The sequence below is a fragment of the Duganella kummerowiae genome, assembly GCF_053572355.1.
The window spans coordinates 421,496-447,404 of sequence record NZ_JBKFEH010000007.1 but is presented as its reverse complement, the minus strand read 5'-3'; the positions used below and the strand labels follow the sequence as shown (position 1 = coordinate 447,404).

General features: G+C 66.5%; 21 protein-coding genes. 11 read left to right on the top strand and 10 right to left on the bottom strand.

Annotated elements, in window-relative coordinates; translation table 11 throughout:
* The first annotated feature begins 19 nt into the window (after positions 1–19).
* Genes ACLB1G_RS07485 through ACLB1G_RS07475 form a run of 3 tightly spaced genes read left to right on the top strand, consistent with a single transcriptional unit; the run spans position 20 to position 3,127 of the window.
* Positions 20–772 carry a helix-turn-helix transcriptional regulator gene (locus ACLB1G_RS07485; protein WP_491626567.1) on the top strand — a complete coding sequence of 251 codons (753 nt, stop codon included), beginning with the start codon at positions 20–22 and terminating at the stop codon, positions 770–772.
* Positions 772–2,664 (top strand): ATP-binding protein, encoded by a 1,893-nt coding sequence (locus tag ACLB1G_RS07480; protein WP_491626566.1) that lies wholly within the window; start codon positions 772–774, stop codon positions 2,662–2,664. The genes ACLB1G_RS07485 and ACLB1G_RS07480 overlap by 1 nt, the downstream gene beginning before the upstream one ends.
* Positions 2,651–3,127 carry a response regulator gene (locus ACLB1G_RS07475; protein ID WP_491626565.1) on the top strand — a complete coding sequence of 159 codons (477 nt, stop codon included), beginning with the start codon at positions 2,651–2,653 and terminating at the stop codon, positions 3,125–3,127. Before ACLB1G_RS07480 ends, ACLB1G_RS07475 begins: the two co-directional genes overlap by 14 nt.
* Positions 3,128–3,136: 9 nt before the next feature.
* Here ACLB1G_RS07475 and ACLB1G_RS07470 read toward each other — a convergent pair whose 3' ends face one another.
* Together ACLB1G_RS07470 and ACLB1G_RS07465 are read right to left on the bottom strand one after the other, a co-directional pair.
* On the bottom strand, positions 3,137–3,484 hold the full coding sequence (locus ACLB1G_RS07470) for a hypothetical protein (RefSeq protein WP_491626564.1): 348 nt from the start codon (positions 3,482–3,484) through the stop codon (positions 3,137–3,139).
* A gap of 20 nt (positions 3,485–3,504) precedes the next feature.
* Complete coding sequence (locus ACLB1G_RS07465; protein ID WP_491626563.1) at positions 3,505–3,990, bottom strand: hypothetical protein; 486 nt, start codon at positions 3,988–3,990, stop codon at positions 3,505–3,507.
* Between the two features lie 154 nt (positions 3,991–4,144).
* On the opposite strand from ACLB1G_RS07465, the gene ACLB1G_RS07460 reads away from it, so the two are divergent.
* Complete coding sequence (locus tag ACLB1G_RS07460; RefSeq protein WP_491626562.1) at positions 4,145–4,699, top strand: type 1 glutamine amidotransferase domain-containing protein; 555 nt, start codon at positions 4,145–4,147, stop codon at positions 4,697–4,699.
* 161 nt (positions 4,700–4,860) lie between these two features.
* On the opposite strand, the gene ACLB1G_RS07455 is transcribed toward ACLB1G_RS07460, so the two are convergent.
* The gene (locus ACLB1G_RS07455) at positions 4,861–5,277 is read right to left on the bottom strand and encodes a hypothetical protein (RefSeq protein ID WP_491626561.1); all 417 of its coding nucleotides are present in this window, start codon (positions 5,275–5,277) and stop codon (positions 4,861–4,863) included.
* 94 nt (positions 5,278–5,371) lie between these two features.
* Between ACLB1G_RS07455 and ACLB1G_RS07450 the strand changes: the two genes are divergently transcribed.
* The 4 genes from ACLB1G_RS07450 to ACLB1G_RS07435 all read left to right on the top strand — a co-directional run bounded on the left by ACLB1G_RS07450 (position 5,372) and on the right by ACLB1G_RS07435 (position 8,065).
* Positions 5,372–5,878: a hypothetical protein gene (locus tag ACLB1G_RS07450; RefSeq protein WP_491626560.1), complete on the top strand. Its 507-nt coding sequence runs from the start codon at positions 5,372–5,374 to the stop codon at positions 5,876–5,878.
* Between the two features lie 69 nt (positions 5,879–5,947).
* The gene (locus ACLB1G_RS07445; protein ID WP_491626559.1) at positions 5,948–6,196 is read left to right on the top strand and encodes a hypothetical protein; all 249 of its coding nucleotides are present in this window, start codon (positions 5,948–5,950) and stop codon (positions 6,194–6,196) included.
* Positions 6,197–6,379: 183 nt separating this feature from the next.
* Entirely contained in the window at positions 6,380–7,297 is a 918-nt protein-coding gene (gene ppk2 / locus ACLB1G_RS07440) for a polyphosphate kinase 2 (RefSeq protein WP_491626637.1), read from the top strand.
* 135 nt (positions 7,298–7,432) lie between these two features.
* Positions 7,433–8,065 (top strand): helix-turn-helix domain-containing protein, encoded by a 633-nt coding sequence (locus ACLB1G_RS07435; RefSeq protein ID WP_491626558.1) that lies wholly within the window; start codon positions 7,433–7,435, stop codon positions 8,063–8,065.
* A 10-nt stretch (positions 8,066–8,075) separates the two neighbouring features.
* Here ACLB1G_RS07435 and galA read toward each other — a convergent pair whose 3' ends face one another.
* From galA to ACLB1G_RS07415, 4 genes are all read right to left on the bottom strand, one after another.
* A complete protein-coding gene (galA, locus tag ACLB1G_RS07430; protein ID WP_491626557.1) occupies positions 8,076–10,907 on the bottom strand; it encodes a beta-galactosidase GalA in 2,832 nt (943 codons plus the stop codon).
* A gap of 174 nt (positions 10,908–11,081) precedes the next feature.
* On the bottom strand, positions 11,082–14,423 hold the full coding sequence (locus ACLB1G_RS07425) for an exo-rhamnogalacturonan lyase family protein (RefSeq protein WP_491626556.1): 3,342 nt from the start codon (positions 14,421–14,423) through the stop codon (positions 11,082–11,084).
* A gap of 228 nt (positions 14,424–14,651) precedes the next feature.
* Positions 14,652–15,536 (bottom strand): PEP-CTERM sorting domain-containing protein, encoded by an 885-nt coding sequence (locus ACLB1G_RS07420; protein WP_491626555.1) that lies wholly within the window; start codon positions 15,534–15,536, stop codon positions 14,652–14,654.
* Positions 15,537–15,568: 32 nt separating this feature from the next.
* The gene (locus ACLB1G_RS07415) at positions 15,569–16,465 is read right to left on the bottom strand and encodes a PEP-CTERM sorting domain-containing protein (RefSeq protein ID WP_491626554.1); all 897 of its coding nucleotides are present in this window, start codon (positions 16,463–16,465) and stop codon (positions 15,569–15,571) included.
* Between the two features lie 316 nt (positions 16,466–16,781).
* Between ACLB1G_RS07415 and ACLB1G_RS07410 the strand changes: the two genes are divergently transcribed.
* A complete protein-coding gene (locus tag ACLB1G_RS07410) occupies positions 16,782–19,892 on the top strand; it encodes a S8 family serine peptidase (protein WP_491626553.1) in 3,111 nt (1,036 codons plus the stop codon).
* A gap of 12 nt (positions 19,893–19,904) precedes the next feature.
* Here the strand turns inward: ACLB1G_RS07410 and ACLB1G_RS07405 are convergent, their stop codons facing one another.
* The 3 genes from ACLB1G_RS07405 to ACLB1G_RS07395 all read right to left on the bottom strand — a co-directional run bounded on the left by ACLB1G_RS07405 (position 19,905) and on the right by ACLB1G_RS07395 (position 22,325).
* Positions 19,905–20,294, bottom strand: coding sequence for a hypothetical protein (locus ACLB1G_RS07405; RefSeq protein WP_491626552.1), 390 nt, complete (start codon positions 20,292–20,294; stop codon positions 19,905–19,907).
* An 18-nt stretch (positions 20,295–20,312) separates the two neighbouring features.
* Positions 20,313–21,185, bottom strand: coding sequence for a hypothetical protein (locus tag ACLB1G_RS07400; RefSeq protein ID WP_491626551.1), 873 nt, complete (start codon positions 21,183–21,185; stop codon positions 20,313–20,315).
* Between the two features lie 102 nt (positions 21,186–21,287).
* Positions 21,288–22,325: a bile acid:sodium symporter family protein gene (locus ACLB1G_RS07395; protein ID WP_491626550.1), complete on the bottom strand. Its 1,038-nt coding sequence runs from the start codon at positions 22,323–22,325 to the stop codon at positions 21,288–21,290.
* A gap of 334 nt (positions 22,326–22,659) precedes the next feature.
* Here ACLB1G_RS07395 and ACLB1G_RS07390 point away from each other — a divergent pair, with 334 nt between their 5' ends.
* Together ACLB1G_RS07390 and ACLB1G_RS07385 are read left to right on the top strand one after the other, a co-directional pair.
* Positions 22,660–23,433: a ferredoxin--NADP reductase gene (locus ACLB1G_RS07390; protein WP_491626549.1), complete on the top strand. Its 774-nt coding sequence runs from the start codon at positions 22,660–22,662 to the stop codon at positions 23,431–23,433.
* 232 nt (positions 23,434–23,665) lie between these two features.
* Entirely contained in the window at positions 23,666–25,900 is a 2,235-nt protein-coding gene (locus tag ACLB1G_RS07385; protein WP_491626548.1) for a TonB-dependent receptor, read from the top strand.
* The last annotated feature ends 9 nt before the right edge of the window (positions 25,901–25,909 follow it).

Sequence of the window (25,909 nt, the reverse complement as noted above, 5' to 3'; positions counted from 1 at the left end):
AACTCCCGATATGCCGACCATGTCCGACACCCCTGCCAGCGCGCGCACGGCGCGCAGCCGCTACCGCCAGGCCGAGAGCAGCGTGGCCCGTTTGCGCCTGCTGTCCGACAGCGCCGCCGTGCTGGCCGAACAAGGACGTCGCCCGTCCGCCCTGGGCGCGGTGCTGTCCAAGGTCCTGGCCTTCCTGGCGCTGGAGGATGGCTTGCTGCTGGCCAGCCAGGACGACGCCCTGCACGTTTGCGCCGCGCAAGGCCCGGTCCATCCCATCGGCGCCCGCCTTTCTTACGACCGGGTGCTGCAGGGCGCGCTGCAGCGGGCGCCACAGGTGCGGCAGGACGTGGCCAGCGCCCTACGCGTGGGCCGCGAACAGCGTGCCGGCCTGGAAGTGCTGGTGCCGCTGGTCTACGACGGCAAGGGCCGCGGGCTACTGGCCCTGCTCAGCGCCCGCCCCGCGCCTGCGCCGGATGCCGAGGACCTGGAAACCCTGCAAGCCCTGGCCACGCTGCTGGGCGCCGCCCTGGCCACCGCCCAGCCGTCCACGGCGCGCAGCGCTGCTGCCGACAGTTCCGCCGTGCTCAGGCAGCTGACGCCGCGCGAACTGCAGGTCTTCAAGCTGCTGCCGGGCGGACTGACCAATGCCGAAATCGCGCACCAGCTGGGCATCGCGCCCGGCACGGTCAAGATCCACGTCGAACGCATCCTGGCCAAGCTGGACCTGCACGACCGCACCCAGGCCGCCGTACGCGCCGCCGATTGCGGGCTGGGCGCGTGATGAACGCGGCCAAACACCACGCCGGCCACGCCCTGCATCCGCGCCACTGGTCGCTGGGCCTCAAGGGCGGGGTGCTGATCGCGGCCTCGGTCTCGCTGCTGCTGGGATCGGCGGTAACCAGCTACACGGTGGAGCGCAAGACCGCGGCCGCCACCGCCGACATGCTGCGCACCATGCAAGTCCAGGGCGACATCCAGCGCCTGCACACCCAGATCGCCGAAGCCGCCACCGGCGTGCGCGGCTACCTGCTGACCGGCCGCGACGACTTCCTCACACCCTACCGCACGGCGGCCGCCCAGCTGCCCGCCACCCTGGCCAGCCTGCAGAACGAGGTCCAGGACCCGGAACAGCGCGCCCGCCTGCAGCGCGTGCTGCCGCTCATGCAAAGCAAGCTGGCCAGCCTGGAACTGATGCGCCAGCAGCGCAACGCCAGCCCGGCCGTGCTGCAGGAGCACCTGCTGCGCAGCAAGCAGATCCTGGACCAGCTGCGCGCCGAGATCGGCGCCATGCACAGCCACGAGGCGGCCGTGGTGGCGCAGCGCACCCTGGCCCTGCAGGAAGCGTCCAGCCGCAACTTCTGGATGACCATGGCCGTGATCGCGGCCGGCCTGTTCGGCGCCCTGGCCACGCTGGGCTTCACCGTCGGCCTGGTGCGGCGGGTGCAGCTGGCGGCCGAGAACGCCGAACGCTTGACCAGCGACCTGCCCCTGAAACCCACGCCGGACACCACAGACGAACTGGGCCAGCTGGCCCGGCGCTTGCACCAGGCCTCGGTGCTGCTGGCCGGGCGGGCCTCGGCGGCGCAGGCCGCCAGCCAGGCCAAGACCGCCTTCCTGGCCCGCACCAGCCATGAACTGCGCACCCCGCTCAACGCCATCCTCGGCTATGCGCAGCTGCTGGAATCGGCCTTGCGCGACACCCGCGAGCACGAACAGGCCGTGCAGATTCGCGAAGCCGGCCAGCACTTGCTGCTGCTGATAGAGGAAGTGCTGGACATAGGCCGCATCGAGGCCGGCAAGCTGACCCTGGCATGCAGCCCGGTGGCGCTGGGGTCGCTGGTGGTGGAAGCGCTGCGCCTGATGCATCCGCTGGCCCAGCAGCGCTCGGTACAGCTGCGGCCGGAAGGCATGGCCGGCGCCGGCGCGGTGCTGGCCGACCGCCAGCGTCTGCTGCAGGTGATACTCAACCTGCTGTCCAACGCCATCAAGTACAGCCCGCCGGGCAGCTGCGTGGAAATTGCCGCCGCGCGCGCGGATGGCGCCGTGCTGCTGCACATCGACGATGTGGGTCCCGGCATCGCGCCGGCCCTGCGCGAGCGCCTGTTCACGCCCTTCGACCGGCTCGGCGCCGAGCGCGGCAAGACCGATGGCGTGGGACTGGGCCTGGCGGTATCGAAAGCGCTGATGCAGGCCATGCAGGGCGATATCGCCCATGCGGACAAGCAGGGTCCGGGCAGCCGCTTCACCCTCAGCCTGCAGCTGGCCAGCGCGGCGCCGCCGGCGCCGGCCCAGCCCACGGATGCGGCGCCGGAGCCGGAACAGGCCGCCAGCAGCGCCACCCACAGCCTGCTGTGCGTGGACGAAGATGCCTCCACCCGCACGCTGGTGGCGGCCCTGCTGCGGCGCCGTCCGCACTGGCAGGCAGCACTGGCGGCCAATGTGGCCGGCGGCGTGGCCCTGGCCCGCCAGCGCCGTCCCGACCTGCTGCTGCTGGCCGATGGATTGCCGCAAGACGCGCTGCACGTGGTGTGCGGACCCGGCGCCCAATTGGTGCTGCTGGGCGGCGCTGCCGGTAGCGATGCAGCAGCGGAACTAAGGCTGGACAAGCCGCTCGAAGTGCCCGCCTTCCTTGCCTTACTTGACCAGATAGAACAACGCCATGTTGGAAAATGAAATCCTGGCCTCGCGCATCCTGATCATCGACGACCAGCCAGCCAATTTGCGGCTGCTGGAAGACTTGTTCATTGCCGAGGGCCTGACCCACGTGGTCGGCACCACCGACGCCGAAACGGCGCTGGGCCTGTTCGCCGCCTTCGATCCCGACCTGATCGTGCTGGACCTGATGATGCCGGAGATGGATGGCTACGCCGTGCTGGAACGCCTCAAGCGGCGCGGCGACCCCTACGATTTCCGGCCGGTGCTGGTCATCACGGCCGACGCCACCGCCGAAGCGCGCCGCCGCGCCCTGGCCCTGGGCGCCAGGGACTTCCTCACCAAGCCCTTCGACATGCTGGAAGCCATGCTGCGCGTCTGGAACCTGCTGGAAACCCGCGCCCTCTACAAGCGCCTGCAAGCCCTCGCGCCCGAGCACGGACTTGCGCCGCAAAGCTACCGCAGCCGCCAGACGGATGGCTGATGCTGCTGTTCACTGATATGAGCACCGCATTTCCATTAATAGTCGAGCTGCCCTTTCGCGGCTGCGACCGTTTCTACCGGTTGTCAACGCGCCCATGGCTTTATCCGCCTGCGCGATGTACGCGCCTACTGCTTGCGGCGGAATTTGATCTATATTTTTACGTTCAGCAAGTTCGATAGCATCCAATATCGAGCAAGCAATCTTCACAGCGGCCTCGTTGGGCACATCAGACTCTACATCACGGAAGTAGTCCCTTTTTACCTCCTTGGGCAAGCCTGCCTGCTCCAGAGCCTTCACGCAGTAATACAGCGCCTCCGTTCCAATATTCCGTGGGGCATCGCCGACGAATTTCAACATGTCCATATTTTCCTCCGAATTCACAACTCAATAGCATCAAATAGTGCCCTGGGCAGATCTTCGATAATGTACTCCTCGGAGAGAGGATTCGCGCGCTCTCTCACTGCCACCGGCTTCAGTAGCGTGGCGACAGGGGCTCCGGGAATGACTAACAACAGGGGCCGAAAGTCAGCTATCTCGACCAATTGCACGATGTCGCAGATTTCATCGTGCTGCGCCGTACTAATCAATCCGGACTGCAGCCGGACATAGGCGCCGTGCCTAAGCCGCGCACGCCCGCTGGAAATTTTCGCTGAATGAAGGTCGCCGCACTCCACTTCCTTCTTCAAACGCCAATAGATATCACGCGGACTGGAGGTCGGTGGAATTGAATTGCTGGGATTGAGAGATGACGTCGGATCAAAATACGGTGTACACCAAACATAGTGCAGCCCGCCATAAAACCGCTGATTGATTTCGTACGCCAGCCATGTGCTGCAAGAGTAATAAATGCTTTTCGTATTCATTTACCTGTCTCCGCGAGGTGTCGCTCGTCCGATAATATGCAGAACACGGTCGCGCTAGAGGACTTGCATCAAGGCTGCGTGCGGACACGCACAGCCAGGGGTTGGTGGGCCTGTCATCCTGTCACGTCACTCTCTTTTAATAACGGAGGATACGATGACTCAAGTAAATACCGAATTGCAGGGCAAGCGTGTGGCAGTGCTGATGACCGATGGCGTGGAGCAGGTGGAATACACCGGCCCGCGTGCATTCCTGGAACAGCACGGCGCCCAGGTCATCCTGGTCTCGCCCAAGGGCCAGGGCGAGCAGGTACAGGGCTTCAACCACCTGGACCATGGCGACCGCTTCGAGGTCGAACTGGACGTGCGCGACGCCCGCCCGGCCGAATTCGACGCGCTGGTGCTGCCGGGCGGCGTGGCCAATCCCGACCAGCTGCGCCTGAGCACGGAAGCGATTACCTTCATCCGCGAATTCGCACGCGAGAACAAGCCCATCGCCGCCATCTGCCACGGCCCCTGGACCCTGATCGACGCTGATATCGCCAAGGGCAAGCAGGTGACCAGCTGGCCCACGCTGGAACTGGACCTGCGCAATGCCGGCGCCGAATGGCGCGATGCACAGGTGGTGGTGGATGGCAAGCTGATCACCAGCCGCAAGCCGGACGACATCCCGGCCTTCAATGAGGCGCTGCTCAAGGAGCTGCGGCATTAAGAATGGATACGAAACGAGCAGGGCCAGGTGCGAGCACCGCGCTCTGGCCCTGTTGAGACAGCTCCGAAGCGGAAGCAGGCAATAGCGGGAACAATTCGCCCTGGCCTTGGCCTGCGCCCCGCCCCGCCCCGCTCATTTTTCAAAGCGGGTCAGGCAGGACCTTACTGCGTCCGCGTGCCCAGCACGCTCCACACCTGTTCCAGCCCCAGCGGGCGCCACAGCAGGCCGCCGCCTATGTGCTGCGCGTCCGAATCGATGCCATTGAACTGCAGGCCCAATAAGCCCGTCCCCTCGATGCTGCTGAACAGGGTGGACAGTGTGGGCCCCACCAGGCTCACCAGGCAAATGCCGCTGATGGGGATGGGCAGCGGACCGGTCGCCAGCGGCGCCGTGAAGGTGCCCTGGACCGTGAAGATGGACAGCTCTATCTTGGGACGCTGCAGCTGGGTTTCCGCAACCAGCTGCGCCAGGTCGCTGGCGGCCGGCAGATCGAGGTCGGTGAAGCGGTAATTCAGGTTGCCGCGCACGCTGTCGCCTTCCGGGTTTTTCAGGATCAGCTTGTAGATCAATTCGCTCATGATGCGCTCCAGTAAGTTGATTTAAAAGGATAGGAACATTGCCTACTTAACATCAGATAGAATGTCCAGCTTATCCATCCCGGAGAGACGGACCATGATCAGATCGATATTTTCCCTCACTTTGCTGGCTTCCACGCAGGTTTCGGCCGATGAAGTGCTGTTTTCCGGCCACGTCCTGTCTTCCACCGTGATACCGATAGGCGCGCCGGGCTGCCCCAGCCTGAACAGCAACACCCCAACCGGCAATGGCGGCGCCACCATCACCATCTCCAACGACTGCGGCTGCATGACCACGAGGCTGAAGGTGGATGAAGTGCTGGCCGGCACCATGAACGAGGCAGAATTCACCCTCAGCCAGCGGGTGGGAGAATGGTGCCGGCTGGACCTGGCCGCGGCCACTGGCCCGGTGCTGATGCAAACGGGCTCCGGCCAGCCGTCATGGTCCGGTACGCGCAAGAAGCCGGACGGGCTGTATTTCCAGACCAGACGCTTCCAATCGCTGGCCGGCATCCTCGCCAGCTCACTGAAGGCCGATGGCGAAGGCATGGCATCGCTGGACGAACTGAAGCAGCGCCTACGCCAACAGCGCGGTGGCAACTGAAGCACGCTGCACTGCAACAAAAACCGAGAGTTGCGATATAATTCAGGGTTTTTGCCCGGAAGAATTGCAATGAATCAGGACAAATCGATCAGGGAAGCGGCCGAGCTGGCGGCCCGCGTGTGGCGCCAGGCCGCCGTGTTTTTCATGAGCATAGAAGTATGGCTGCTGGTTGCCACCGCCTTCATCACGGTGGGCGGCATGTTCCTCGCTTTCATGGGCGACCTGCGCTGCCTGCCGGCCTTCGGCTTCGTGCTCGCCTACTTCCTGGCCCGCCCCATATTGCACGTCAAGGGCATATTGCGCTGGCCCTTCCTGTAAACACCCGTTTCAGGAGACCATGGCGTCGTTGCCGCTGCTTGCCGTGCAAGCGCATCTGCGTCGCGGCGCCTGGCCCTGCTCATTTTGAAACGGGCCCTGGGCGGGTGGCGGCGTCATGGCCGTGTCATAAAGGACGACTACACTGGTAGGCCGACATTTGTCCGATCCACGAGGCTTACCATGATGAACACCGAACCCCAGGACCTGGCGCGCCGCGTGCAGCTCGACATCGACGACAGCTACGACGAGGAACTGGAGCTGGAACTCGACGACCGCGACCTTGATCCCGACACCCTGCTGCCCGCCAAGGGCCGCAGCGAGGAGGAAAAGGAAGCGCGCCGCATGTATTTCCGCGAGCTGTTCCGCCTGCAGGCGGAGCTGGTCAAGCTGCAGGACTGGGTGGTCCACACCGGGCACAAGGTGGTGATACTCTTCGAGGGCCGCGACGCGGCCGGCAAGGGCGGCGCCATCAAGCGCATCGTGCAGCGCCTCAATCCGCGCGTGTGCCGCGTGGCCGCCCTGCCCGCCCCCAACAACCGCGAGCGCACCCAGTGGTACTTCCAGCGCTACGTGTCGCACCTGCCGGCCGCCGGCGAAATCGTGCTGTTCGACCGCAGCTGGTACAACCGCGCCGGGGTCGAACGCGTGATGGGCTTCTGCACCGATGAGCAGTACGAGGAATTCTTCCAGACCGTGCCCGAGTTCGAGCGCATGCTGGTGCGCTCCGGCATACAAGTGATCAAATACTGGTTCTCGATCTCGGACGAGGAGCAGAACGCGCGCTTCCTGAGCCGCATCCACGATCCGCTCAAGCAGTGGAAGCTCAGCCCCATGGACCTGGAATCGCGCCGCCGCTGGGAGGAATACACGCGCGCCAAGGAAATCATGCTGGAGCGCACCCACATCCCGGAAGCCAGGTGGTGGGTGGTGCAGGGTGTGGACAAGAAGCGCGCGCGCCTGAACTGCATCCATCACCTGCTGCAGCAAATGCCCTACGTGGAAGTGGAACGCTCGGTGATACAGCTGCCCGAGCGCGAATACCACGACGATTACGTGCGCCGCCCGGTGCCCAGCGAAATCATCGTCCCCGAGGTGTACTGACACGGACGGCGCCGGCGCGATAGCGGCGCTGGACGCATATGCATGCGCGTTTATCTTCGTTCCGCCGGGGGTGGCAGGGTGCTAAGCTGATTGCATCGATGACCACTTGCCGACGTCTCGCGACGCGCTTACGCCATGTCCCAATTATCCTACCTGCACTCCGTACAGACCCCGCCCCCGCACGCGCCCCTGGAGCCGGAACCGCTGGACAGGGACCTGGCCACGCTGGTGGCGGCCAATTTGTCGCGCCTGCGGGCGCTGCGCCGTTTGTCGCTGGATGCGCTGGGACGCAAGGCCGGCGTGAGCCGCGCCATGCTGGCGCAAATCGAGTCGGGCCGCAGCGTGCCCACCATCCGCATTTTGCAGCGCATCGCCACCGCGCTGCAGGTGTCGGTGCCGGCCTTCCTGCGCGACCTGAGCACGGCCGGCATCCAGGAAATCCGCGCCGCCAGCACGCCGCGCCTGATCAGCGCCAGCGGCAAGCTGTCGATCCGCGCGCTGTACCCGCAGCAGCGCCAGCTGCGCAGCGACCTGCATGAGGTGCGCCTGGCGGCCGGCGCCAGCGAAACGCTGGCCACCCTGCTGCCTGGCACTGCAAAGAATGTGGTGCTGGTGCAGGGCCAGCTGGAAGTGACGGTGGCCGGCCAGGCCAGCCTGCTGGGCCAGGGCGACGCCCTGTTCTTCGACGCCGACCAGGCCCACAACTACCGCAATCCCGGCGCCGTCGAGGTGCTGGCCTATGTGGTGACGCATCACCCCGAGGCCTGAGCTGCGGGCCTTACCTGGCCTCCACCAGCACCGGACCCGGAATACCCGCCTCCTTGCCCGGCTCCGCCTCCACCAGCACATTCAGCTGGCGCTTGGCGGCGCCGGCCGGCAGGTCGATGCGCCAGTCGCGCACCTCGTACTTGTCCTTCTTCCCTATCAGTACGCCGTCCAGCCAGGCTTCGGCCTTGCCCGCCACCTTCTCGAAGCGGATACGGCCCTTGCCCTCGGCAGCCGGACCGCGCGGCGTGAACTCGGTGCGGTACACGCGGTAGCCGCCCACCGTGGCGCCATCCACCATGGGCGGCTGGCCCGGTTCCCAGGTGTTCATGTCGTTGGCCGCCAGCTGGCGGTTGGGGTCCGGGCGCTCCTTGCTGGCCGGCGAGATGCGCCAGCCCTGCAGGTAGGTGGCGGGCGCCTCGAACGGCGGCACGTAGGCCACGCCGGCCGTCTTGCGCACCGGGATGGCGACGCTGGCCGGCGCCAGGCCGGGCGCGCTGGCGGCAATGCGCAGCTGGCCTTCGCTGTCATAGGCGCTTTGCACGATCAGCTGCGCCAAGCCGTGGAACAATCGGCGGGTCTTGCCCTTTTCATCCTCATGCGAGTTCGGATCGCCATTGCCGTGGCCCAGGGACTGGCCCGCGCCCGTCACCTCCAGGGTGACCAGCGGATCGGCCTCGGGCACTTCGCGTCCGGCCGCGTCCACGGCGCGCACCGTGACCGGCATGGCGTCGCGGCCATCGCCGGCCAGCGCCTCGCGGTCCGGCACCAACTGCAGGGCCACTGCCGGGCCAGTGGTTTCCACCGTGGCGCGCACCGTCTCCTTGCCCTTGCTGTAGCCGACCGCTTCCAGCTTGCCCGGCTGGTACGGCACCTGGAAGAAGTTCATGCGGTAGGGATCGACCTTCTGCTCGCCCAGGTCCTTGCCGTTCAGGCTGAGGCGGATGGTGTCGGTATTGGCCATCACCATCACGCGGATGTCCTGTCCTTCCTTGCCGGCCCAATTCCAGTGCGGCGCGATGTAAATCAGCGGCTTGTCCTTGATCCACTGCACCTGGTGCATGTAATAGGCCGTCTTGGGGAAGCCGTTCAAGTCCATGATGCCGAAGAAGGAACTGACCGAGGGCCACTCGTAAGGCGTCGGCTCGCCCCGGTAGTCGAAACCGGTCCAGACGAAACCGCCCGCCACATAGGGCCGGGTGGCGATGGCCTGCCAGCCGTCGCGGTGGCTGTTGCCCCAGGGAGCAAAGTCGTCATCGTAGCTGGCCGCGATGTTGCGCGACTTGTCGGTGGTGAATTCGCCGCGCGTCATGAAGGCCGAGGTATCCTCCGAGCTGGTGAAGGGCTTGTCCGGATTGGCCGTGTGGTAGCGGTCGTAATCCTTGACCTGGTAGTTCGCGCCCAGCACGTCCACCGCGTGCGACACGTTCAGCGGCGTGAAGAAGCCGCCGTTCATGGCCGCCGTCACCGGGCGGGTATCGTCCAGCGCCTTGACGGCCGCCGCCATGCGGCGCGCCATCTCGTAGCCGATCTCGGTGGCCTGCACCGGCTCCTCGTTGAACACCGACCACAGGATCACGCTGGGGTGGTGGCGGTCGCGCCGCACCATCCATTCGAGCTGCTTCATGTAGTCGGGCGAGGGATTGAAGTTGCGGTTCTCGTCCATCACCAGGAAGCCCATGCGGTCGGCCATGTCCAGCACCTCCGCGGCGGGCGCGTTGTGCGAGAAGCGTATCGCGTTCACGCCCAGCTCCTTCAGGCGGCGCAGCCGGTACTCCCACACCGCGTCCGGCAGCGCCACGCCGACCCCGGCATGGTCCTGGTGTATGCACACGCCCTGCAGCTTGACGTGGCGGCCGTTCAGGAAGAAGCCCTCGCGGCTGTCGAAGCGCAGGGTACGGAATCCGGTCTTGAGCGTGAGCTCGTCCACCGCCTTGCCATCCTGCCTGACCACGGCGCGCACGCTGTACAGCTTGCGCTGCTCCAGGCTCCACAAGGCCGGCGCCTTGACCGCCACCGGCAGCGCCGCCCGGCCCTGCCCCAGCAGCGGCACGCTGACGGCCTGCTGGCGCTGCGCCACCTGCTTGCCGTCCGGGTCGAACACGGTCACTTCCACCGTGACGTTTTCCGCCTTCTTGCCGCTGTTGGACAGGCTGACCTCGACCGGGATGCTCCAGGCGCCGTTCTTGTCCTGGCGCGGGGTGGCGTGGATGCCGTCGGTATCGATATGCACCGGGTTGGTCTTGACCAGCCAGGTGTGGCGATACATGCCGGCGCCCTCGTACCACCAGCCCTCCATCACGCTGGCGTCGGCCCGCACGGCGATGGTGTTGCCGGCGTCGCCGTAGCGCAGGTAGGGCGTGATGTCGATATAGCTGGCGCCGTAGCCGGACCAGTTGCGCTCCACCACGTTACCGTTGACCCAGACCGTGGAATTGCTGGCCACCGCGTCCAGCTGCAGCTCGAAGTGGCGGCCACGCTCGCTCTCGTCCACCTTCAGGTAGCGGCGGTACCAGCCTATGCCGCGCGGACGGTAGCCCTGGCCGATGTTCGCCTTGGGATCGAAGGGGCCTTCCACCGCCCAGTCGTGCGGCAGGTCCAGCTTGCGCCAGCTGGCGTCGTTGTAGCGGGTGCCGGCGGCGCCGGCCGCGTTGCCGGCCTTGGCGTTGAGGTAGGTGTCCTCGTGGGTGACAATGTCCGGCGGGGCGATGTCGCCCAGGTGGAACAGCCAGCCCCGGTCCAGGGACAGGCGTTCGCGCCCGGCCTCGGCGCCGTAGACACAGGAAAGGGAGGCCGCCAATGCGGCGGCAAGCACGGTACGTGCGAGCTTGAAGCGGATTGTCATTGTTATCGCTCTCTGGGTTCTCGGGGCGGATCGCCGCGCCGATTGTATGACAACGCTGCCATAGGCGTCACGCGCTGGCCAAAAAGTCATCCCCGCGCACGCAACGGTTATCGCCTCCCGCCATCTGCAGGCCCGCCCCATTGCGGGGTGGGCCATGTCATTTACGGCAGAAGCTCAGCCCAGGCGGCGCACCTGGAAGTCCGTGATCCTCTGGCGCGACTGCGTGGTACGGAAGCCGAAGTAGCCGCCCAGCGGCGCCCCGGGCGCCGCAAAATACAGCGCATCATTGACGTACACCCGGGTGCCCTGCCCGTCCACCACGGTGCGGATGCGGTACGGCGTGTTCGGCTTGAGCAGGTAGGGCGCCTGCAGATACTCCTTGAGCAGCTTGCGCTCCTTGCCGTCGTAGCGGCGGAAGCGTGTGGTGCTGTTGGTGTTGCCGCCTATGCCGGCATAGTACATCGGCAGGTCGTCGTAGCTTTCGAACTTGCCGCTGCGCGTGAAGCGCTGGCCGCTGTCGGGCAGCTGCGCTTCCCAGAACTGGTTCAGGTCCGACACGCGGTCGTTGGGCCCGCCCTCGGACAGCACGGTGCGGGTGTAGCTGATTTCATAGCTGCCAGAGAGGCGCTGCGCCAGCCACACGGTCAAGCCCCTGGGAGCATCCAATACCAGGGCGCCGCCGCTGGCATAGGCCACCTTGCCGGCCTCGCCGGCTTCCGCTTCCACCGCCCACAAGCTGGCGTCGAAGCTGCGGAAGCTATCCCGCACCAGCAGGCTGGCCTGCGCCTCCAGCGCCAGCATGCCGATCGCGCCCAGGCCCCACTGCGCGGCCGAGTTGGTCGAAATGGCGGCCGCCTCGTCCACCGGCTGCAGCACTTCCGGCGGCAGCAGGCGTTGGGACTGGAAGGCGGCGTCCTTCAAGCCAGCCTCGCCCTTGCGGAACTGGGCCCAGGCCTGGTCCAGGGTGGCGCGCTCGCCACTGAGCACACCGGCGTAGCCGAGCAGGCGCGCATGGCCCTGCCCCAGGTTGAGCTTGCCCAATTCCTTGCCCAGCTCGCGGCGCTGCGCCTCGGCGCTGGCGCTGTACAGGCGGCCGTACTGCATCCAGGCCTTGCGGAAGGCCGTTTGCTCGGGCATCGAGCGTATCAACTCGCTGCACACCTCGGCCAGGCCGAACACGGCGCTCAGGTGCGAAACATCGAGCTTGCCGCTCTGGTCGATCTGGTAGGCGCCGGTATCCAGGTTCATCACGCTGATGCCGGTGAAGAAGCCGTGCGGTTGGGCCGCGATGGTGGCCATGCTGCTCAGCAGCCGGTCGCGGTAGACCGTGTTGCCGGTGCGTTCCCACTCCGTCAGCCAGGCGGACGCCACCGAACTCCAGTCGGTGCCGAAAGCCACGGTGGCGTTGCGCGCGCCTTCGGCCAGCTTGTCGCCTACCTTGCGGCCCGGGATCAGGGTGCGCAGGCGCTCGACGGCGTCGGCCTGCTCGTGCAGCAGGTCGCCCAGGCGCTCATCCGCGCTCAGGTAGTACATGAAGCGGCGGTTGATGGCCGTGGAAACGCGCAGCTGCTTGCTGCTGTCGCCCCAGTGCTGCACGGCGTGGCGCGATCCCAGGGGGCTGAACGGTCCGATGTGGTGGATATCGACCTCGCTGGTGTGGCGCGTCATGGCTTCGGCGAAGCGGAAGGCTTCGGGCCGGCCGCTGTACAGGAAGTAGTGCCACAGCCAGATCTCGGTGCTCAGTTCCGAGTTGTCCCAGGCAAAGCCGCCCACGTCGTAGCGCCACACATGGCGCTTGGGATCGTAGGTGTGCATCACGTCGCCATAGTCCCAGTAGCCGTACCACTTGTGCTGCTCGACCTGGGCGCGGTAGAAATCGAACAGCCAGTCGAGCTGCTGGTGCAGGCGCGCTTCATTGGCGTTGGGCGTGGCCGAGGCGGGGATCCAGAATTCGCTGAAGGCCTGGCCCTCATACAGGCGGGCCGGCGGCGGCAGCAGCGTGGGCGGCGACTGGATGCGGCGGCTGATGGAAACCAGCTCGGCCGCGCTGGGGGTGGCCGGCAGCAGCTGCAATTCCAGTTCGCTGGTGCGGGCCACGCCGTAGGGCGTGCCGAAGCCCGGCTCGTAATCCTCGTAGGTGATGTCGAGCGCGTCGCGCTGCTTGTCGTAGCTGTCCTCGCCCAGGCCGTCGTGGAAGAAGCGCAGGTCCATGGGCTGGGCCTTGGGCGCCCACAGCCACAGGGTCAGCGTGGCCAGCTCGCTGGCGGCGTTGCTGATGTCGATCTGGCCGGGATAGCTTTGCCAGAAGTTGCGCACGCCGAAGGCCACCCCGCCCTGCGGCGTGCCCAGGTAGCCGGCGCCGGCCGCGCGCGAACCGCTGGCGGCATGTATCCAGCCATAGCCCTTGGCGGTGCGCTTGCTGATGGCGTAGCCGTCGGCATGGCTTTGCAGCAGGCTGTAGTCGCCGTAGGCCGGGATGTAATGGATGTTCTTCTGCACCGCCTGGCTGATGGAGGGAACGGCCAGGCCTTCCAGCTGGGCCTTGTTGGCGGCCTCGCCGGGATCGCGGCGCAGGCCGGTCAGGCCGCGCACCGCTTCGCGGAACACGCCGCCCTCGGCGCTGACGAAGCGGATGTGGCGGTCGTACAGCGGACCGGCCAGCGGCGCATCGAAGCGCAGGCCGATGCCGCGGATGTAGGCCTGGGCCGGATCGGCGTCGTAGGTGATGGTGTGGACCACCCGCACCGTGTCCGAATTCTTGTAGAAGTACAGGCGCACCACGAAAGGCAGCAGGCGCTGGCCGTCGGCGTGGCGGTGGCTGCCGCTAACCTTGACCACGGCGCGCTGCGGGCCATTGTCCTCGATCGCCACCTGGTCCACCGAACCGCTGTAGCTGCGGCGGCCGTCGCCGGCCGCTTCGTCGTCCAGGCTGGCGTCGGTCAGCAGCACCAGGCGGCCTTCGCGCAGCAGCGGCTTGCCGGCGCGTTTCAAGGTGGACAGCAGCAGCTCGCCCTTGCCGGGCAGCGTGCATTGCAGCACGCCGGTATCGATCTCGATGGCGCCGCCGCTGGCGCGCGCCAGGCCGGCGCCTGCAGCCGGCGCCTTTTCTGCCAGGTGCAGGCTGTAGGTGCCGCTGGCGCGCTTGCCCGGCTGCGGGGCCAGCGCATAGGCCGACCATTTGAGGGAACCATCCGGCCAGCGCGCCAGCGGCCAGGATTGCACCGGCGTGGCGGCGCCGTCCGCGTCGCGCAATTCGAAGGCGGCGCCCAGCGGAACCCGGCCCTGCGGCCACGGCACGCCCCAGGTCACGCCCTGGAAGCTGTCCGGCGCGCCGTCCAGCCAGCGCAGCGGGGTCTCGGCCCAGGCGCCTCCGGGCGCGGCTACGGCGCCCCCGCCTTGCGGCGCGCCGGCCGGGCTGTCGCCGCCAGCCCCTGCCGCCAGCACCGGCGCGGCGCCCGCGCCGGCCAAGAGTCCCGCCAGTTTGATGAATTGACGCCGTTGCGGCGATGTAGCCATACTTGCAACTCCCTATGCTGTGGTCGTGGAATCCGGTTGAAGTCCGCAGCGCGGGGGCCATCCCCGCACGCGAACAGCGAATTATCCACGCTTCCGCGCTGGCAGCCACGCCGTGAGCCGCTAGCGCTCACAAAGTTGAGCAATCCGTGAGCGAAATATCCGCATGCGCCCATGAAAAAGGCCGCCTGGTGCAGGCGGCCCTGGTTGCGGTGGCCAGGCAGATGCAGGCTATGCGGCCACTGCGACGTGCGGCGCGTATCTTCTGCGCCGCCGCGCCAGTGCGCCCATCAGCCCCAGCCCGGCCAGCCACATGGCGTAGGTCTCCGGTTCAGGCACGGGCGTCACACCATCCCACAGCGCGGATTTGCCCTCGGCCAGCGCGAAGGCCTGCAGGCCGACAGTGGTCTCCACGGTGCCGAAATTGAAGAAGGTGACCGAGAGCTCGCCGCTCCAGCTGTCCTGCACGCCCATGGTGGTGTTATCGTCGCGCACGTCGAAGGCGGCGTACAGGTCGCGCCCCTGGCTGTCGATCTGGAAGATGCCATTGACATTGCCGAAGACGTTCAGGAGGCTCTTGGCTTCCGCATACTCGTCCATGTCGGCATCCAGGTTATAGCCCATGCTGGTGGCCACCGACAGCGCGGAGAGCGCGGTGAAGGTAATACTGGTCAGGGGCGATAGCGTGAAACTGGCCAGAGGCTCCGAAGCGTTGGCATAGGCGCGGAAGGCGCCATAGCCGTCCAGGGTGCTGGCGGCCTGTCCCCGGGCCGACAGCGCGGTAAATCCTGCGGCGTTGTCGGCCGCCATGACGCTGGTGGTGGCCGACGACCAGCCGGAGCTGGCCTGCGTCGCGAGCGGCCCGGCCCGCTCCGGCGCAAACTTGATGGAGACGTAGCCATCCTGGCTATCGCCGTAGCCGGAGGCGTCGGCCACCACATTGGCGCGCGAGGTCGGATCGACCGTCACCCATGGTGTGATGCCGTCGGTGGGATTGAGGTCGCCCAGCGTGATCACCAGGCTGCCGAGGGTGGCGCTGCTGCGCGCTTCCGCGCCAGCCGGGCCGGACGCCGCCAGGCAGCCAGCGGCCACCAGGGATAAGGCAAAATACTTCATGGGTTCTCCTGAGTTGCTGAATTGCTGAGTTTTCAAAAGGTTAAAGCGCTGCGAATGCGGCGCCGGGCCAGGCCGGCCAGCATGGCCAGTCCGCCCAGCAGCATGGCGTAGCCCTCCGGTTCCGGCACCGCCACCACGGATGTGCCGCGCACCCGCGCATAGGCCTGGATTTCTCCTTCGGCGCTGGCGGCCGCCAGGTTGCTGTAGCTGACCGACATGGTGCCGCTCCAGGCCTCGGCGCCGCCTCCCTGCGCCATCCCGGCCAGGTAGCTGACCGACGCGGACTGGATGCGCTCATCCGCCACCCAGGTAACGCCATCCTGCGCCCAGCCGCCGGCATACAGCGTGGCTTCGGCCAGCGCGCTCTCGCTCGCGCCGTCACGGCCCAGTCCCAACGTGGTGGAGGCGGCCAGCGTGGCATCGACGGAAAACACCACCTGGGTATGGGCCGACAGGACGAATGCGCGCTTGTCGTAGGGGCTGCCAGGAATGCTGGCTTCGGCAAAGAAATAAGCCGATTGCGACTGCGTGCTGAAGGCCGCACCGGACAAGCTGGCTGCGGTAAATCCGGCCCCGCTCGCCGCACCGCTCACGGCGGCCGAGGCGCTGGCCAACTCGCTGGAAAAGTTACCGCTAACATTCGTACCGGGCCAAGCGGCTGTTTTGATGAAGCTTTCGTAGTGGTTCCCGGGTTCGGTGCCGCCAAACTGGCCGGTCTGGGCGACCCCGGAAATGAGAGCGCCGTCCGCGTACTTGACGGTCGACGGCAGGAAGGAAATACTGGCCGCGATCCCATCGTCCGAGTCCAGGTCGATCAGCACCACGCTGACCTTTCCCAGGCTTGCGCTGCCGTAGGAATCGGCCAACACCGGCCCGACGGCAGCCGCGGCGCATATCGCGACCCACGCCTTCAAAGTCTTGGATTTCATCACACCCCCCTGAAGTTAATAAGAAACCAAGTATGCATAATCGGATCACCCTCGTCTATACGTGATCTCAAGCAACCTGATATTTACGCTAAATCTATGTAACACTTTTACACTTAGTCCTACAAAGATAGCTTTCGTCTTCATAGGGTTTATTGTTAAACTAGCGTATTTATATCTTACAGAAAACGATTTCACAGTCGTTGTAAATCTTGCACTCCGAAACATCTATAATTATTCTTATATAAATTTTTTTGTTAAATTTTTATAGTCGACGCTTCCACCTCAGGCATACCACCACTTACCACGGAGCACTTCTATGGCGAATTACAGTCCACCTCGGCACCTACCTTCCCTGCTGTTCGCGGGCCTTGCGCTGTTGTCGGCGGCCCATTTGCTGCACGCCGACGAGTTACGCCGGGCCTATATCGTGCAGTTGCCCGACGAGCCGCTTGCTGCCCACCAGGGCAAGGCCGCCGGCGCGCGCACAGCGCTGAAAATGGGCGGAAAAAGGGTAGACCTGGACAGCGGCGAAGCGCGCCAGTACCGAAGCTACCTGGGCGCACAGCATGCACGCATCAAGTCGATGCTGCCTGATAGCGCTATCACCCGGGAGTACAAGGTGGTGTTCAACGGCTTTGCGGCGCGGCTCACCGACGCCGAGGTTCGCGCCATCAAGGGCAGCGCCAAGGGCGTGCGCATCGTCCCCGACGAGCGCCGCCACGTGGTCACCAACTACACCCCGACCTTCCTCGGCCTGGACCAGCCGGGCGGCCTGTGGGAGCAGCTGGGCGGCAAGGAGCATGCGGGCGAGGACATCATCATCGGCGTCATCGATACCGGCGTCTGGCCCGAGAACCTGTCCTATGCCGACCGCGTGGACGCTACCGGCAAACCCACCTTCGACAGCAGCGCCACCCTGGCGTACGGCCCACCGCCAGCGCGCTGGAAAGGCGTGTGCCAGCAGGGCGAAGGCTTCAGCGCCGCCAGTTGCAACAACAAGCTGATCGGCGCGCGCTATTTCAACGCCGGCTTCCGCGCCAGCGGCGCCACCCTCCACTGGAGCGAATTCGTGTCGCCGCGCGACTCGCTCGCTCCGCCCGGCGGCGATGGCGGCCACGGCACCCACACCTCCTCCACTGCGGCCGGCAACGCCAACGTGTCCGCCTTCGGCGCCAGCGGCAGCAACCTGGGGGTACGCAACGGCATCGCGCCGCGCGCCCGCCTGGCGATGTACAAGATCTGCTGGAGCTACAATGCTGGCGGTCCGGGCAGTTCGGAAGTGAAGAACGGCTGCTTCGACAGCGACAGCATCGCGGCCATCGAGGCCGCCGTGGACGACGGCGTCGATGTGCTCAACTATTCGATTTCCGGGGGCACCAGCCCGCTCGATCCGGTGGCGCAGGCCTTCCGCCATGCCGTGGAGGCCGGCGTGTTCGTGGCGGCCGCCGCCGGCAACGACGGCCCCCAGAACGAAGTCAACCACATCAGCCCCTGGCTGGCCACGGTGGCCGCAGCCGCCCACGACAAGACCCACAGCGCCACCGTCACCCTGGGCGATGGCCAGCAGTACACCGGCGTCTCGATCTCGCCTGCGGGCGTGGCGCGCCACCCGCTGGTGCTGGCCGCGGACGCCGCTGCCGCCGGCGCCGATCCATCCCTGGCCGCGCAGTGCTACCCCCAGCAGGACGCCGGCGCCGTGCAGCTGGACCCGGCCAAGGTGGCCGGCAAGATCGTCGCCTGCCAGCGCGGCGGCAACAACCGCAGCGCCAAGGCCGACGCGGTCAAGGCCGCCGGCGGCCTGGGCATGATACTGCTCGATGACGGCAACGGCCCGCTGGTGGACGACTACAGCGTGCCCACGGTCCACGTCACGCAGCAGGATGGCGTGGCGATCGCCGCCTATGCGGCCAGCCAGGGCGCCACGGCCGCGCTGTCCGCCGCCGTCGCGGCTCCTGTGACAGGGCCAACACTGGCCGCATTTTCATCGCGCGGGCCGAACAGATACGACCCCGGCGTGCTCAAGCCCGACCTGGCTGCGCCCGGCGTGGACATCCTGGCCGGCATCGCGCCCAGCCTGGATGCGGCCCAGCGCGCGGCCATCGTCGCCGGCCATGGCGGCAGCTACGACCAGTCGGCCTATATGTCGGGCACCTCGATGGCAACGCCGCACGTGGCCGGCCTGGCGGCCCTGCTCAAGCAGCGCCATCCCGGCTGGTCGCCAGCCGCCATCAAGTCGGCGCTCATGACCGGCGCCCGCTCCGTGCTGCCGACCGAGCTCGCGGGCGACCAGGACGGCACCCTGCCCTGGGGCCAGGGAGCGGGCCTGGTGCAGCCCAACAACGCATCCGACCCGGGCCTGGTGTACGACCTGGCGGCCGACGACTACCTGCGCTACCTGTGCGGCGTGACCGGCGAAACGGTGGACTGCGGCGACGGGCCGATCCAGGGCTGGGAACTGAACCTGGCATCGATCTCTGCGCCCGGCGTGGTGGGCCGCCAGACCATACGGCGCAGCGTCACCAACGTGGGCGACAAGCCCGCCATCTACACCGCCAGCGCCGCCATAGCCGGCTTCGAGGTCAGCGTGACCCCGGCCACCCTGCAGCTCGACCCGGGCCAGAGCGCCAGCTACGCGGTCAACCTGGCGCGCACGGACGCTCCGGCCGGGACCTGGAAATTCGGTGAAGTAATCTGGGGCGACAGCGAACACACGGTGCGCAGCCCGCTGCAGGCGCGCTACAACGATGGTGTGGAAGCGCCGGCGCTGCTGGCGGCCACCGCCACCAGCGGCACCCGCCAGCTCCTGTTCCAGGCCGGGTTCGACGGCAAGCTGGCGGTGGCGCGGGCCGGCCTGCGCGAATACACCCGGCTGGCGCAGAGCGTCACCCAGGCCGGGCCGCTGCCCGAGCTGAGCGACGTCAGGAACGCCTGCACGGCGCGCGGCGCCGGGGTCAAGGCGGTCACCCTGGCCATCCCGCACAACACCATGCTGGCGCGCTTCGAGCTGTCCAACCGCGATACGGCTGGCGGCGCCGACGACGACCTGGACCTGTTCCTGCTGGACCAGTCGAACACCGTGATCGCCTCCAGCGGCCACGGCGATTCCAACGAAAGCGTCACCCTGATCAATCCCGGCATGGGCGTGGTCAAGGTGTGCGTGCTGGGGTACAAGCTGAAAAATGGCGCCAGCACCAGCTATACGCTGTCCTACGCCACCGCCATTCCCAATGACACCAAAGGCAGCGTCAAACTGGCGGCGCCGGAAGCGGTCAACGTGGGCGGCGCGGGCAGCGTGGGGGTCAGCTGGAGCGGGCTGGAGGCCGGCAAGCACTACCTGGGCGGCGTTCAGCTGAGCAATCCGGCCAGCCAGCAGGGTTCGGTGACGGAAATCGATATCGATACCCGCGATGTGACGCCGGTACGCTGAGCCGGTGCGGCGCTACAGCTGCTTGCGCAAGTCCCTGGCGGCGCCCAGCACGGCTTTCGGGTCGCGCGACAGCAGCGCCGCCGCCAGGTCCACCAGGCTGGCCGCCACCTTGATCGCCTTCTTGGTCTTGGCCACCTGCTCCAGGGTCTCGCGGGCGCCGGCCACGGCAAGCTTCAGCTCCGCCACGGCATCGGCCGCGCCGGCCCCGATCAGGCGTATGCCATAGCCGCGGAACATGACCACCATGTGGTCCAGGCGGTCCTCGCACTGCTCCAGTTCCTGGGCCTCGGAGGGCGTCAGTTCGGCGCGGTGATTGACGCGGTAGTCCAGCACCCGCGACGAGGCCTGGGCGAAGCTGTCGGCGATCTCGTAGGCGTCGGCGACGCCGGTATCTTCAGCCATGGGATTCTCCTTGCGTGATCAGTAGGCGGCCATGACCTGCTTGCGCAGCCCGGCCACGTCGCGCGCCAGCGCAGCCAGCTGGGCCACCTGTTCCTTGCTGTCGGCGCGCCCCTGGTTACGGCGCAGTTCGGCATTGGCGCTGCGCAGCCGGGACACGGCCGCCACGAAGGCGTCGATGGCCTGCTCGCGCGCGATGGCCTGGCGCTCGTCGCGCAGCAGCACGGTCTTGAGGTAATTGGCGGCCAGCGGTTCGCTGCTGGTGGACTGCGCGAGCATGCGCTGCAGGATGTCGTTGTCACGCCGCTCGTCTCGCAGCCAGGCGCGGTAATTGTGGTCGGCGTAGGCGCGCAGGGCGTCGGCGATGGCGTTGACGGCCTCCTCGTGCGCCAGCAGCTCGTTGACGGCGGCGCGCTGCTGCCTGCAGCCGGCCAGCCGCGCCAGGGCCTGGCCCAGGGCGGTCACCGCCTCCAGGCGCTGCGCAGGTATCAGCGGCTCGCCGGTGGCGCGGTCGGTGAGAGCCGCGGCGCTGCTGCTCAAGGTCGCGAAGTCCTCCTTGTATGAAGGCAGCCTGTCGTCAGCCAGCGCCGCCAGGGTATCGGCATACTGCTCCAGCAGCGCGTTGAGGGCGGCAATGGCCTGGTTGTCGCGGGCAATGGGCCCGCACAGTTCGGCGGCGGCCTGCTCGGCAGCCAGCGGATCGAAACCGGGGGAAGTGAGCATCTTCTTGCGCACATATTTGTCGGTGCAGCTGGACACCGCGCCCTGCAGCATGGGCGCGAAGGCGGCCGACAGCTTTTTGGTTTCATCGGCATAGCCGCGCACGGCCGACAGGTCGGCGCAGGCGCCCAAGAGCAGCGCCACAGCCAGCGGCGCCATCCGTAACAAGTTCATATCGCCTCCGCGCAGGATGTCATCATGCCCAAGTGTAATGGCGCCGGGCAAATTCGGCATTCCTGCAACACCAGCGGAGCGGGATCACTGGCAGGCGGGGCTTTACTTGGCGTAGGGGACCGGGCTGCCTATCGGCTCTGGCGCCGCTTCCAGCACCTCGTCCTGCACCGGCTGTGGACGGCTGGCGTAGCGCTGCGCCAGCACCGAGCACACCAGCAGTTGCAGCTGGTGGTAGACGATCATGGGCAACACGAAGATGCCCATGCCGGGGGCGCCGGCAAACATGGCGTTGGCCATGGGCATGCCGTTGGCCAGGCTTTTCTTGGAGCCGCAGAACACAGCGGCGATCTCGTCTTCGGTGCTGAAACCCAGGCGCCGCGCCAGCCAGGTGGTGAAACCCAGCACCAGCGCCAGCAGCACGGCCGTCATGGCCAGCAGCAACAGCAGGCTGGGCAGCGGATAGCCGGACCACACCCCGGCCTGCTGCGAATCGCAAAAGGAGGCATGCACGATCAGCACGATGACGCCGCGATCCAGCAGGCTCAACGCTTTCTTGGTGCGCTGCAACCACGCGTGCAGCGGCCGGCGCAGCAGCTGGCCGGCCGCAAACGGCACCATCAGCTGCCACATCACGTCGGCAATGGCGGCGCCCAGCGACATATGGTGGCCGCTGTGCGCCATCACGGCGCTCATCAAGAGCGGCGTCACCACCATGCCCACCAGCCCGGAAATGGTGGCGTTGAAAATGGCGCCCGGCAGGTTGCCGCGCGCCAGGGCCGTCATGGCCACCGAGGAACTGATGGTGGATGGCAGCGCGCACAGGTAGAACAAGCCCAGCAACATATCGCCAGGCAGATAAGACCGGCCCGCCAGGTAGATACCGGCGCCGATCAGCGGAAACAGCACGAAGGTCGAGGCTTGCACGAACACATGCAGCCGCCAGTGCGACACGCCGGCCTTGAGGCTGGCCGGCGACAGGCTGGCGCCATGCAGGAAAAACACCAGCATGATGCCGACCTTGGTCACCGCGCCCAGGTGCAGCACGCCGCCGCTGCTGCCCGGACCGGGCGCCAGCAGCCCGAGGATGGCGGCGCCCACGATGCAGGCCATGTAGCCGTGCTGCTTCAGGAATGGCGGCATGTTTATGCTCCCGCCGCAGAGCTGAAATACTGACTAACCATCTGTTTTTACTGGGTTTATTAATCACGCAAGCGCACTGGGCGCGGTTTGGCGCTGCAGCGCAGCAAATATCTTACTACGATACGGACCAAACCGGCGTTTAAGAATAATGCTTTTAAGATATAAGCTTATTTGAATATCAGCAGGGGCAAAGCGGCGGGTATTCCGTTACAATATCGCCTGCACAAAAGCGTGCACACCGCAGCAATTCCTGGCACAGCGCCTGCCCGACCAGCAAACAGCCACTCGCAGGGGTGCGGTGCACTCACTTTCTAGTAGACAGAGCTACAACACTATGAGTTCGATGAACGAAGAGCGCGTATTAAGCGTGCACCACTGGACGGACACCCTGTTCTCCTTCACCACCACCCGCGATCCCTCCCTGCGCTTCTCCAACGGCCATTTCACCATGATAGGCCTGAAGGTCGATGGCAAGCCGCTGCTGCGCGCCTACAGCATTGCCAGCGCCAACTATGAAGACCACCTGGAATTCTTCAGCATCAAGGTTCCCGGCGGCCCGCTGACTTCGCGCCTGCAGCACTTGCAGCCCGGCGACACCGTGATTGTCGGCCGCAAGCCGACCGGCACCCTGGTGGCCGATTACCTGCTGCCCGGCAAGCGCCTGTACATGCTGTCCACCGGGACCGGCCTGGCGCCCTTCCTCAGCATCGTGCGCGACCCGGATATCTACGACAAGTTCGACGAGCTGATCCTGGTGCACGGCGTGCGCCAGGTGGACGAACTGGCTTACCACGACCTGCTGGTCGAGCACCTGCCCAAGCACGAATTCCTGGGCGAGATGGTGGCAAGCAAGCTGCGCTACTACCCCACCGTGACCCGCGAAGAGTTCCGCAACACCGGCCGCATCACCACCCTGATCGAGAACGGCAAGCTGTTCGAAGACCTGGGCGTGCCGCCGCTGGACCCGGCCAACGACCGCATCATGATCTGCGGCAGCTCGGACATGCTGCGCGACCTTAAAGACATGCTGGAAGCGCGCGGCTTCAAGGAAGGCAACACCTCCACTCCCGGCGATTTCGTCGTGGAACGGGCGTTTGCCGACAAATAAGCCTGCCTCATGGCCAGCCCACCCCGCCCCGGCGGGGTTTTTTTTCGCCGTTTTTCAAGGGTTTTTAAGCATGTAGTGGTTTTCCCACTCGATTTCACAGAGGGGACTGTTTCGTTGCAGCATGACCTGATAGACTGGCAGGCTTGCAAGTCACGCAAAAAGATTGTGTTTTTTGTAACATGATTGGCCGCAGGCCAATAATTGGGGATACGTTTCAATGACCAAACATCGGGTGCGACGCAGCCCAGCGCTGCTGGCGGCCTCCCTCTATGCCTCCGCGTGGCAAGCGGCCCTGGCGCAATCGGTCAACGGAAACGCCGACGCCGTCCAGATACCGGAAGTTACCGTCACGGCCCAGCGCCAGGTATCGCTGGAATCGCGCACGCCGGTGGCCATGAGCGTGCTGTCGGGCGAACAGCTGGACCAGGCGGGACTGGACAATCCGGCCAGCCTGGGGGCGCGCCTGCCCAATGTGCACCTGGACGGCGCCGCTGACGGCCTCAAGATCACCATCCGCGGCATCACCAACGCCGACGCCACCGACAAGGGCGATCCCTCGGCCGCCTTCATGATGGATGGGATCTACATTGCCCGCCCACAAAACCAGGGCTTGAGTTTCTACGACCTGGAACGGGTGGAAGTGCTGCGCGGTCCACAAGGCACGCTGTACGGCCGCAACACGACGGCCGGCGTGGTCAACGTGATCTCGCGCGCGCCGACAACGGAGCTGGAAGGCGAAGTGGCCACCGAGCTGGGCAACTATGGCAGCCGCAAGGCCACCGCCATGCTCAACGTGCCCGTCAACGACGCGCTGGCGCTGCGCGCCGCCCTGGCCTACAACCGGCACGACAGCTACCTGATCAACCGCCAGGGCACAGGCCACACCCTGGGCCTGGACCGCGACGACCTGTCCGTGCGCCTGTCGGCCAGGCTGGCGCTCAGCCGCGACGCCACGCTGCTGCTGCGCTACGACCACAGCACGGTGCGCGACAGCGACGACAACACGGTCCCCGACACCAATTTCTACACCGGCGTCAGCGACGGCAAGCCGCAATGGTTGGGCGCCAGCACGGAGCAGCGCCTCAGCAACCGTTTCGTGCCCTTCAATACCACGCCGGAACAGGGCTACAGCCACAAGACCACCTCCGGCCTGGCGGCGCAGCTGGACTGGAAACTGGGGCCGGCCACCCTGTCCTACCTGGGATCGCACCGGAACTACGCGCACGACATGCTGGTCAATTACTACTACCGCGTGACACCCAAGGTGGCCATCGGCGTGCACGAGAACTTTGACGGCGACTACCGGCAGGACTCGCACGAGCTGCGCATCGCCACCCATGGCGGCGGGCCGCTGTCCGCCCAGGCCGGGCTGTACTACTTCGACGAGCAATCGCGCACCTATTACGTGTTCCGCGACCTGCAGGTGATTGGCCTGTCGCCCTACTACGCCTTCCCCACCGACCCGACCACTGCGCGCAGCAGGGCCGCCTTCGGCCAGGCCACCTACACCGTGCTGCCCTCCCTGCGCCTGACGGCCGGCCTGCGCACCACCCACGACCAGAAGTCGCGCGTGGGCTCGACCAACCTGCAGGCCGGACCGGCGTACAACCCGGCCACCGACACCCGGCTCCTGAACGACGCCATGCTGCGCACCCACCAGGCCACCTGGCGCCTGGGCGCCGACGTCGACCTGGCGCCGTCGGCCCTGCTGTACGGCGCCCTCGCCACCGGCTACAAGGCGGGTGGGTTCAACGACGGCTGCCTGGCAGGATCGGCCCAGAACGGCATCCCCTGCCCGGCCGCGCTGGCAGTGGCGCCCGGCACCCTGTTCTACCAGCCGGAAAAGCTGCGCTCCTACGAGGCCGGCCTGAAGACGCGCCTGTGGGGCAACCGGGCCAGCCTGAACCTGGCCCTGTTCAACTACGACTACACCAACCTGCAGCTGTCCGGCGTGGCCATCGTGCACGGCACGCCGCGCTTCGTGACCCAGAACGCGGGCGTGGCCAGCATCAAGGGCCTGGAAGTGGACGGCCGCGTCAACCTGACGGCGCTGGACAGCCTGCACTACGGCTACACCCTGCTGGACGCGCACTACGTGGCATACACCCCGGACGGCGTGCACTCGTGGGCCGGTGAAAAGCTGGACCGCGCGCCGGCCTACACCGCCACCCTGGGCTATGAGCGCCGCATCGCGCTGGCGCAGGGCCAGCTGCGGGCCGGCGTCGCCACCCGCGCCAGCGCCGCCTACACCATCGCGGTGCCCAGCCAGCTGCTGCGCTACCGCGTGCCGCGCCGCACCGAGAGCGACGCCAGCCTGGCCTGGGAGCCGGCCGGCGCCCGCTGGAGCGTGCTGGCGCGCGTGAAAAACCTGGAAGACAAGGTACAGCCCATCACCATCGACAGCTTCGGCATGGTGGTGCCCAGCGATCCCCGGACCTGGCAGGTCCGTATCGACTATCGTTTCTAACCCGAGAGA

Coding starts and splice junctions, on each gene's coding strand:
- ACLB1G_RS07425 (WP_491626556.1), bottom strand. CDS start 14,423: ATGGCTACATCGCCGCAACGGCGTCAATTCATCAAACTGGCGGGACTC.
- ACLB1G_RS07485 (WP_491626567.1), top strand. CDS start 20: ATGTCCGACACCCCTGCCAGCGCGCGCACGGCGCGCAGCCGCTACCGC.
- ACLB1G_RS07420 (WP_491626555.1), bottom strand. CDS start 15,536: ATGAAGTATTTTGCCTTATCCCTGGTGGCCGCTGGCTGCCTGGCGGCG.
- ACLB1G_RS07400 (WP_491626551.1), bottom strand. CDS start 21,185: ATGAACTTGTTACGGATGGCGCCGCTGGCTGTGGCGCTGCTCTTGGGC.
- ACLB1G_RS07435 (WP_491626558.1), top strand. CDS start 7,433: ATGTCCCAATTATCCTACCTGCACTCCGTACAGACCCCGCCCCCGCAC.
- ACLB1G_RS07475 (WP_491626565.1), top strand. CDS start 2,651: ATGTTGGAAAATGAAATCCTGGCCTCGCGCATCCTGATCATCGACGAC.
- ACLB1G_RS07410 (WP_491626553.1), top strand. CDS start 16,782: ATGGCGAATTACAGTCCACCTCGGCACCTACCTTCCCTGCTGTTCGCG.
- ACLB1G_RS07450 (WP_491626560.1), top strand. CDS start 5,372: ATGATCAGATCGATATTTTCCCTCACTTTGCTGGCTTCCACGCAGGTT.
- ACLB1G_RS07480 (WP_491626566.1), top strand. CDS start 772: ATGAACGCGGCCAAACACCACGCCGGCCACGCCCTGCATCCGCGCCAC.
- ACLB1G_RS07465 (WP_491626563.1), bottom strand. CDS start 3,990: ATGAATACGAAAAGCATTTATTACTCTTGCAGCACATGGCTGGCGTAC.
- ACLB1G_RS07415 (WP_491626554.1), bottom strand. CDS start 16,465: ATGAAATCCAAGACTTTGAAGGCGTGGGTCGCGATATGCGCCGCGGCT.
- ACLB1G_RS07455 (WP_491626561.1), bottom strand. CDS start 5,277: ATGAGCGAATTGATCTACAAGCTGATCCTGAAAAACCCGGAAGGCGAC.
- ACLB1G_RS07395 (WP_491626550.1), bottom strand. CDS start 22,325: ATGCCGCCATTCCTGAAGCAGCACGGCTACATGGCCTGCATCGTGGGC.
- ppk2 (WP_491626637.1), top strand. CDS start 6,380: ATGAACACCGAACCCCAGGACCTGGCGCGCCGCGTGCAGCTCGACATC.
- ACLB1G_RS07460 (WP_491626562.1), top strand. CDS start 4,145: ATGACTCAAGTAAATACCGAATTGCAGGGCAAGCGTGTGGCAGTGCTG.
- ACLB1G_RS07445 (WP_491626559.1), top strand. CDS start 5,948: ATGAATCAGGACAAATCGATCAGGGAAGCGGCCGAGCTGGCGGCCCGC.
- ACLB1G_RS07470 (WP_491626564.1), bottom strand. CDS start 3,484: ATGTTGAAATTCGTCGGCGATGCCCCACGGAATATTGGAACGGAGGCG.
- ACLB1G_RS07390 (WP_491626549.1), top strand. CDS start 22,660: ATGAGTTCGATGAACGAAGAGCGCGTATTAAGCGTGCACCACTGGACG.
- galA (WP_491626557.1), bottom strand. CDS start 10,907: ATGACAATCCGCTTCAAGCTCGCACGTACCGTGCTTGCCGCCGCATTG.
- ACLB1G_RS07405 (WP_491626552.1), bottom strand. CDS start 20,294: ATGGCTGAAGATACCGGCGTCGCCGACGCCTACGAGATCGCCGACAGC.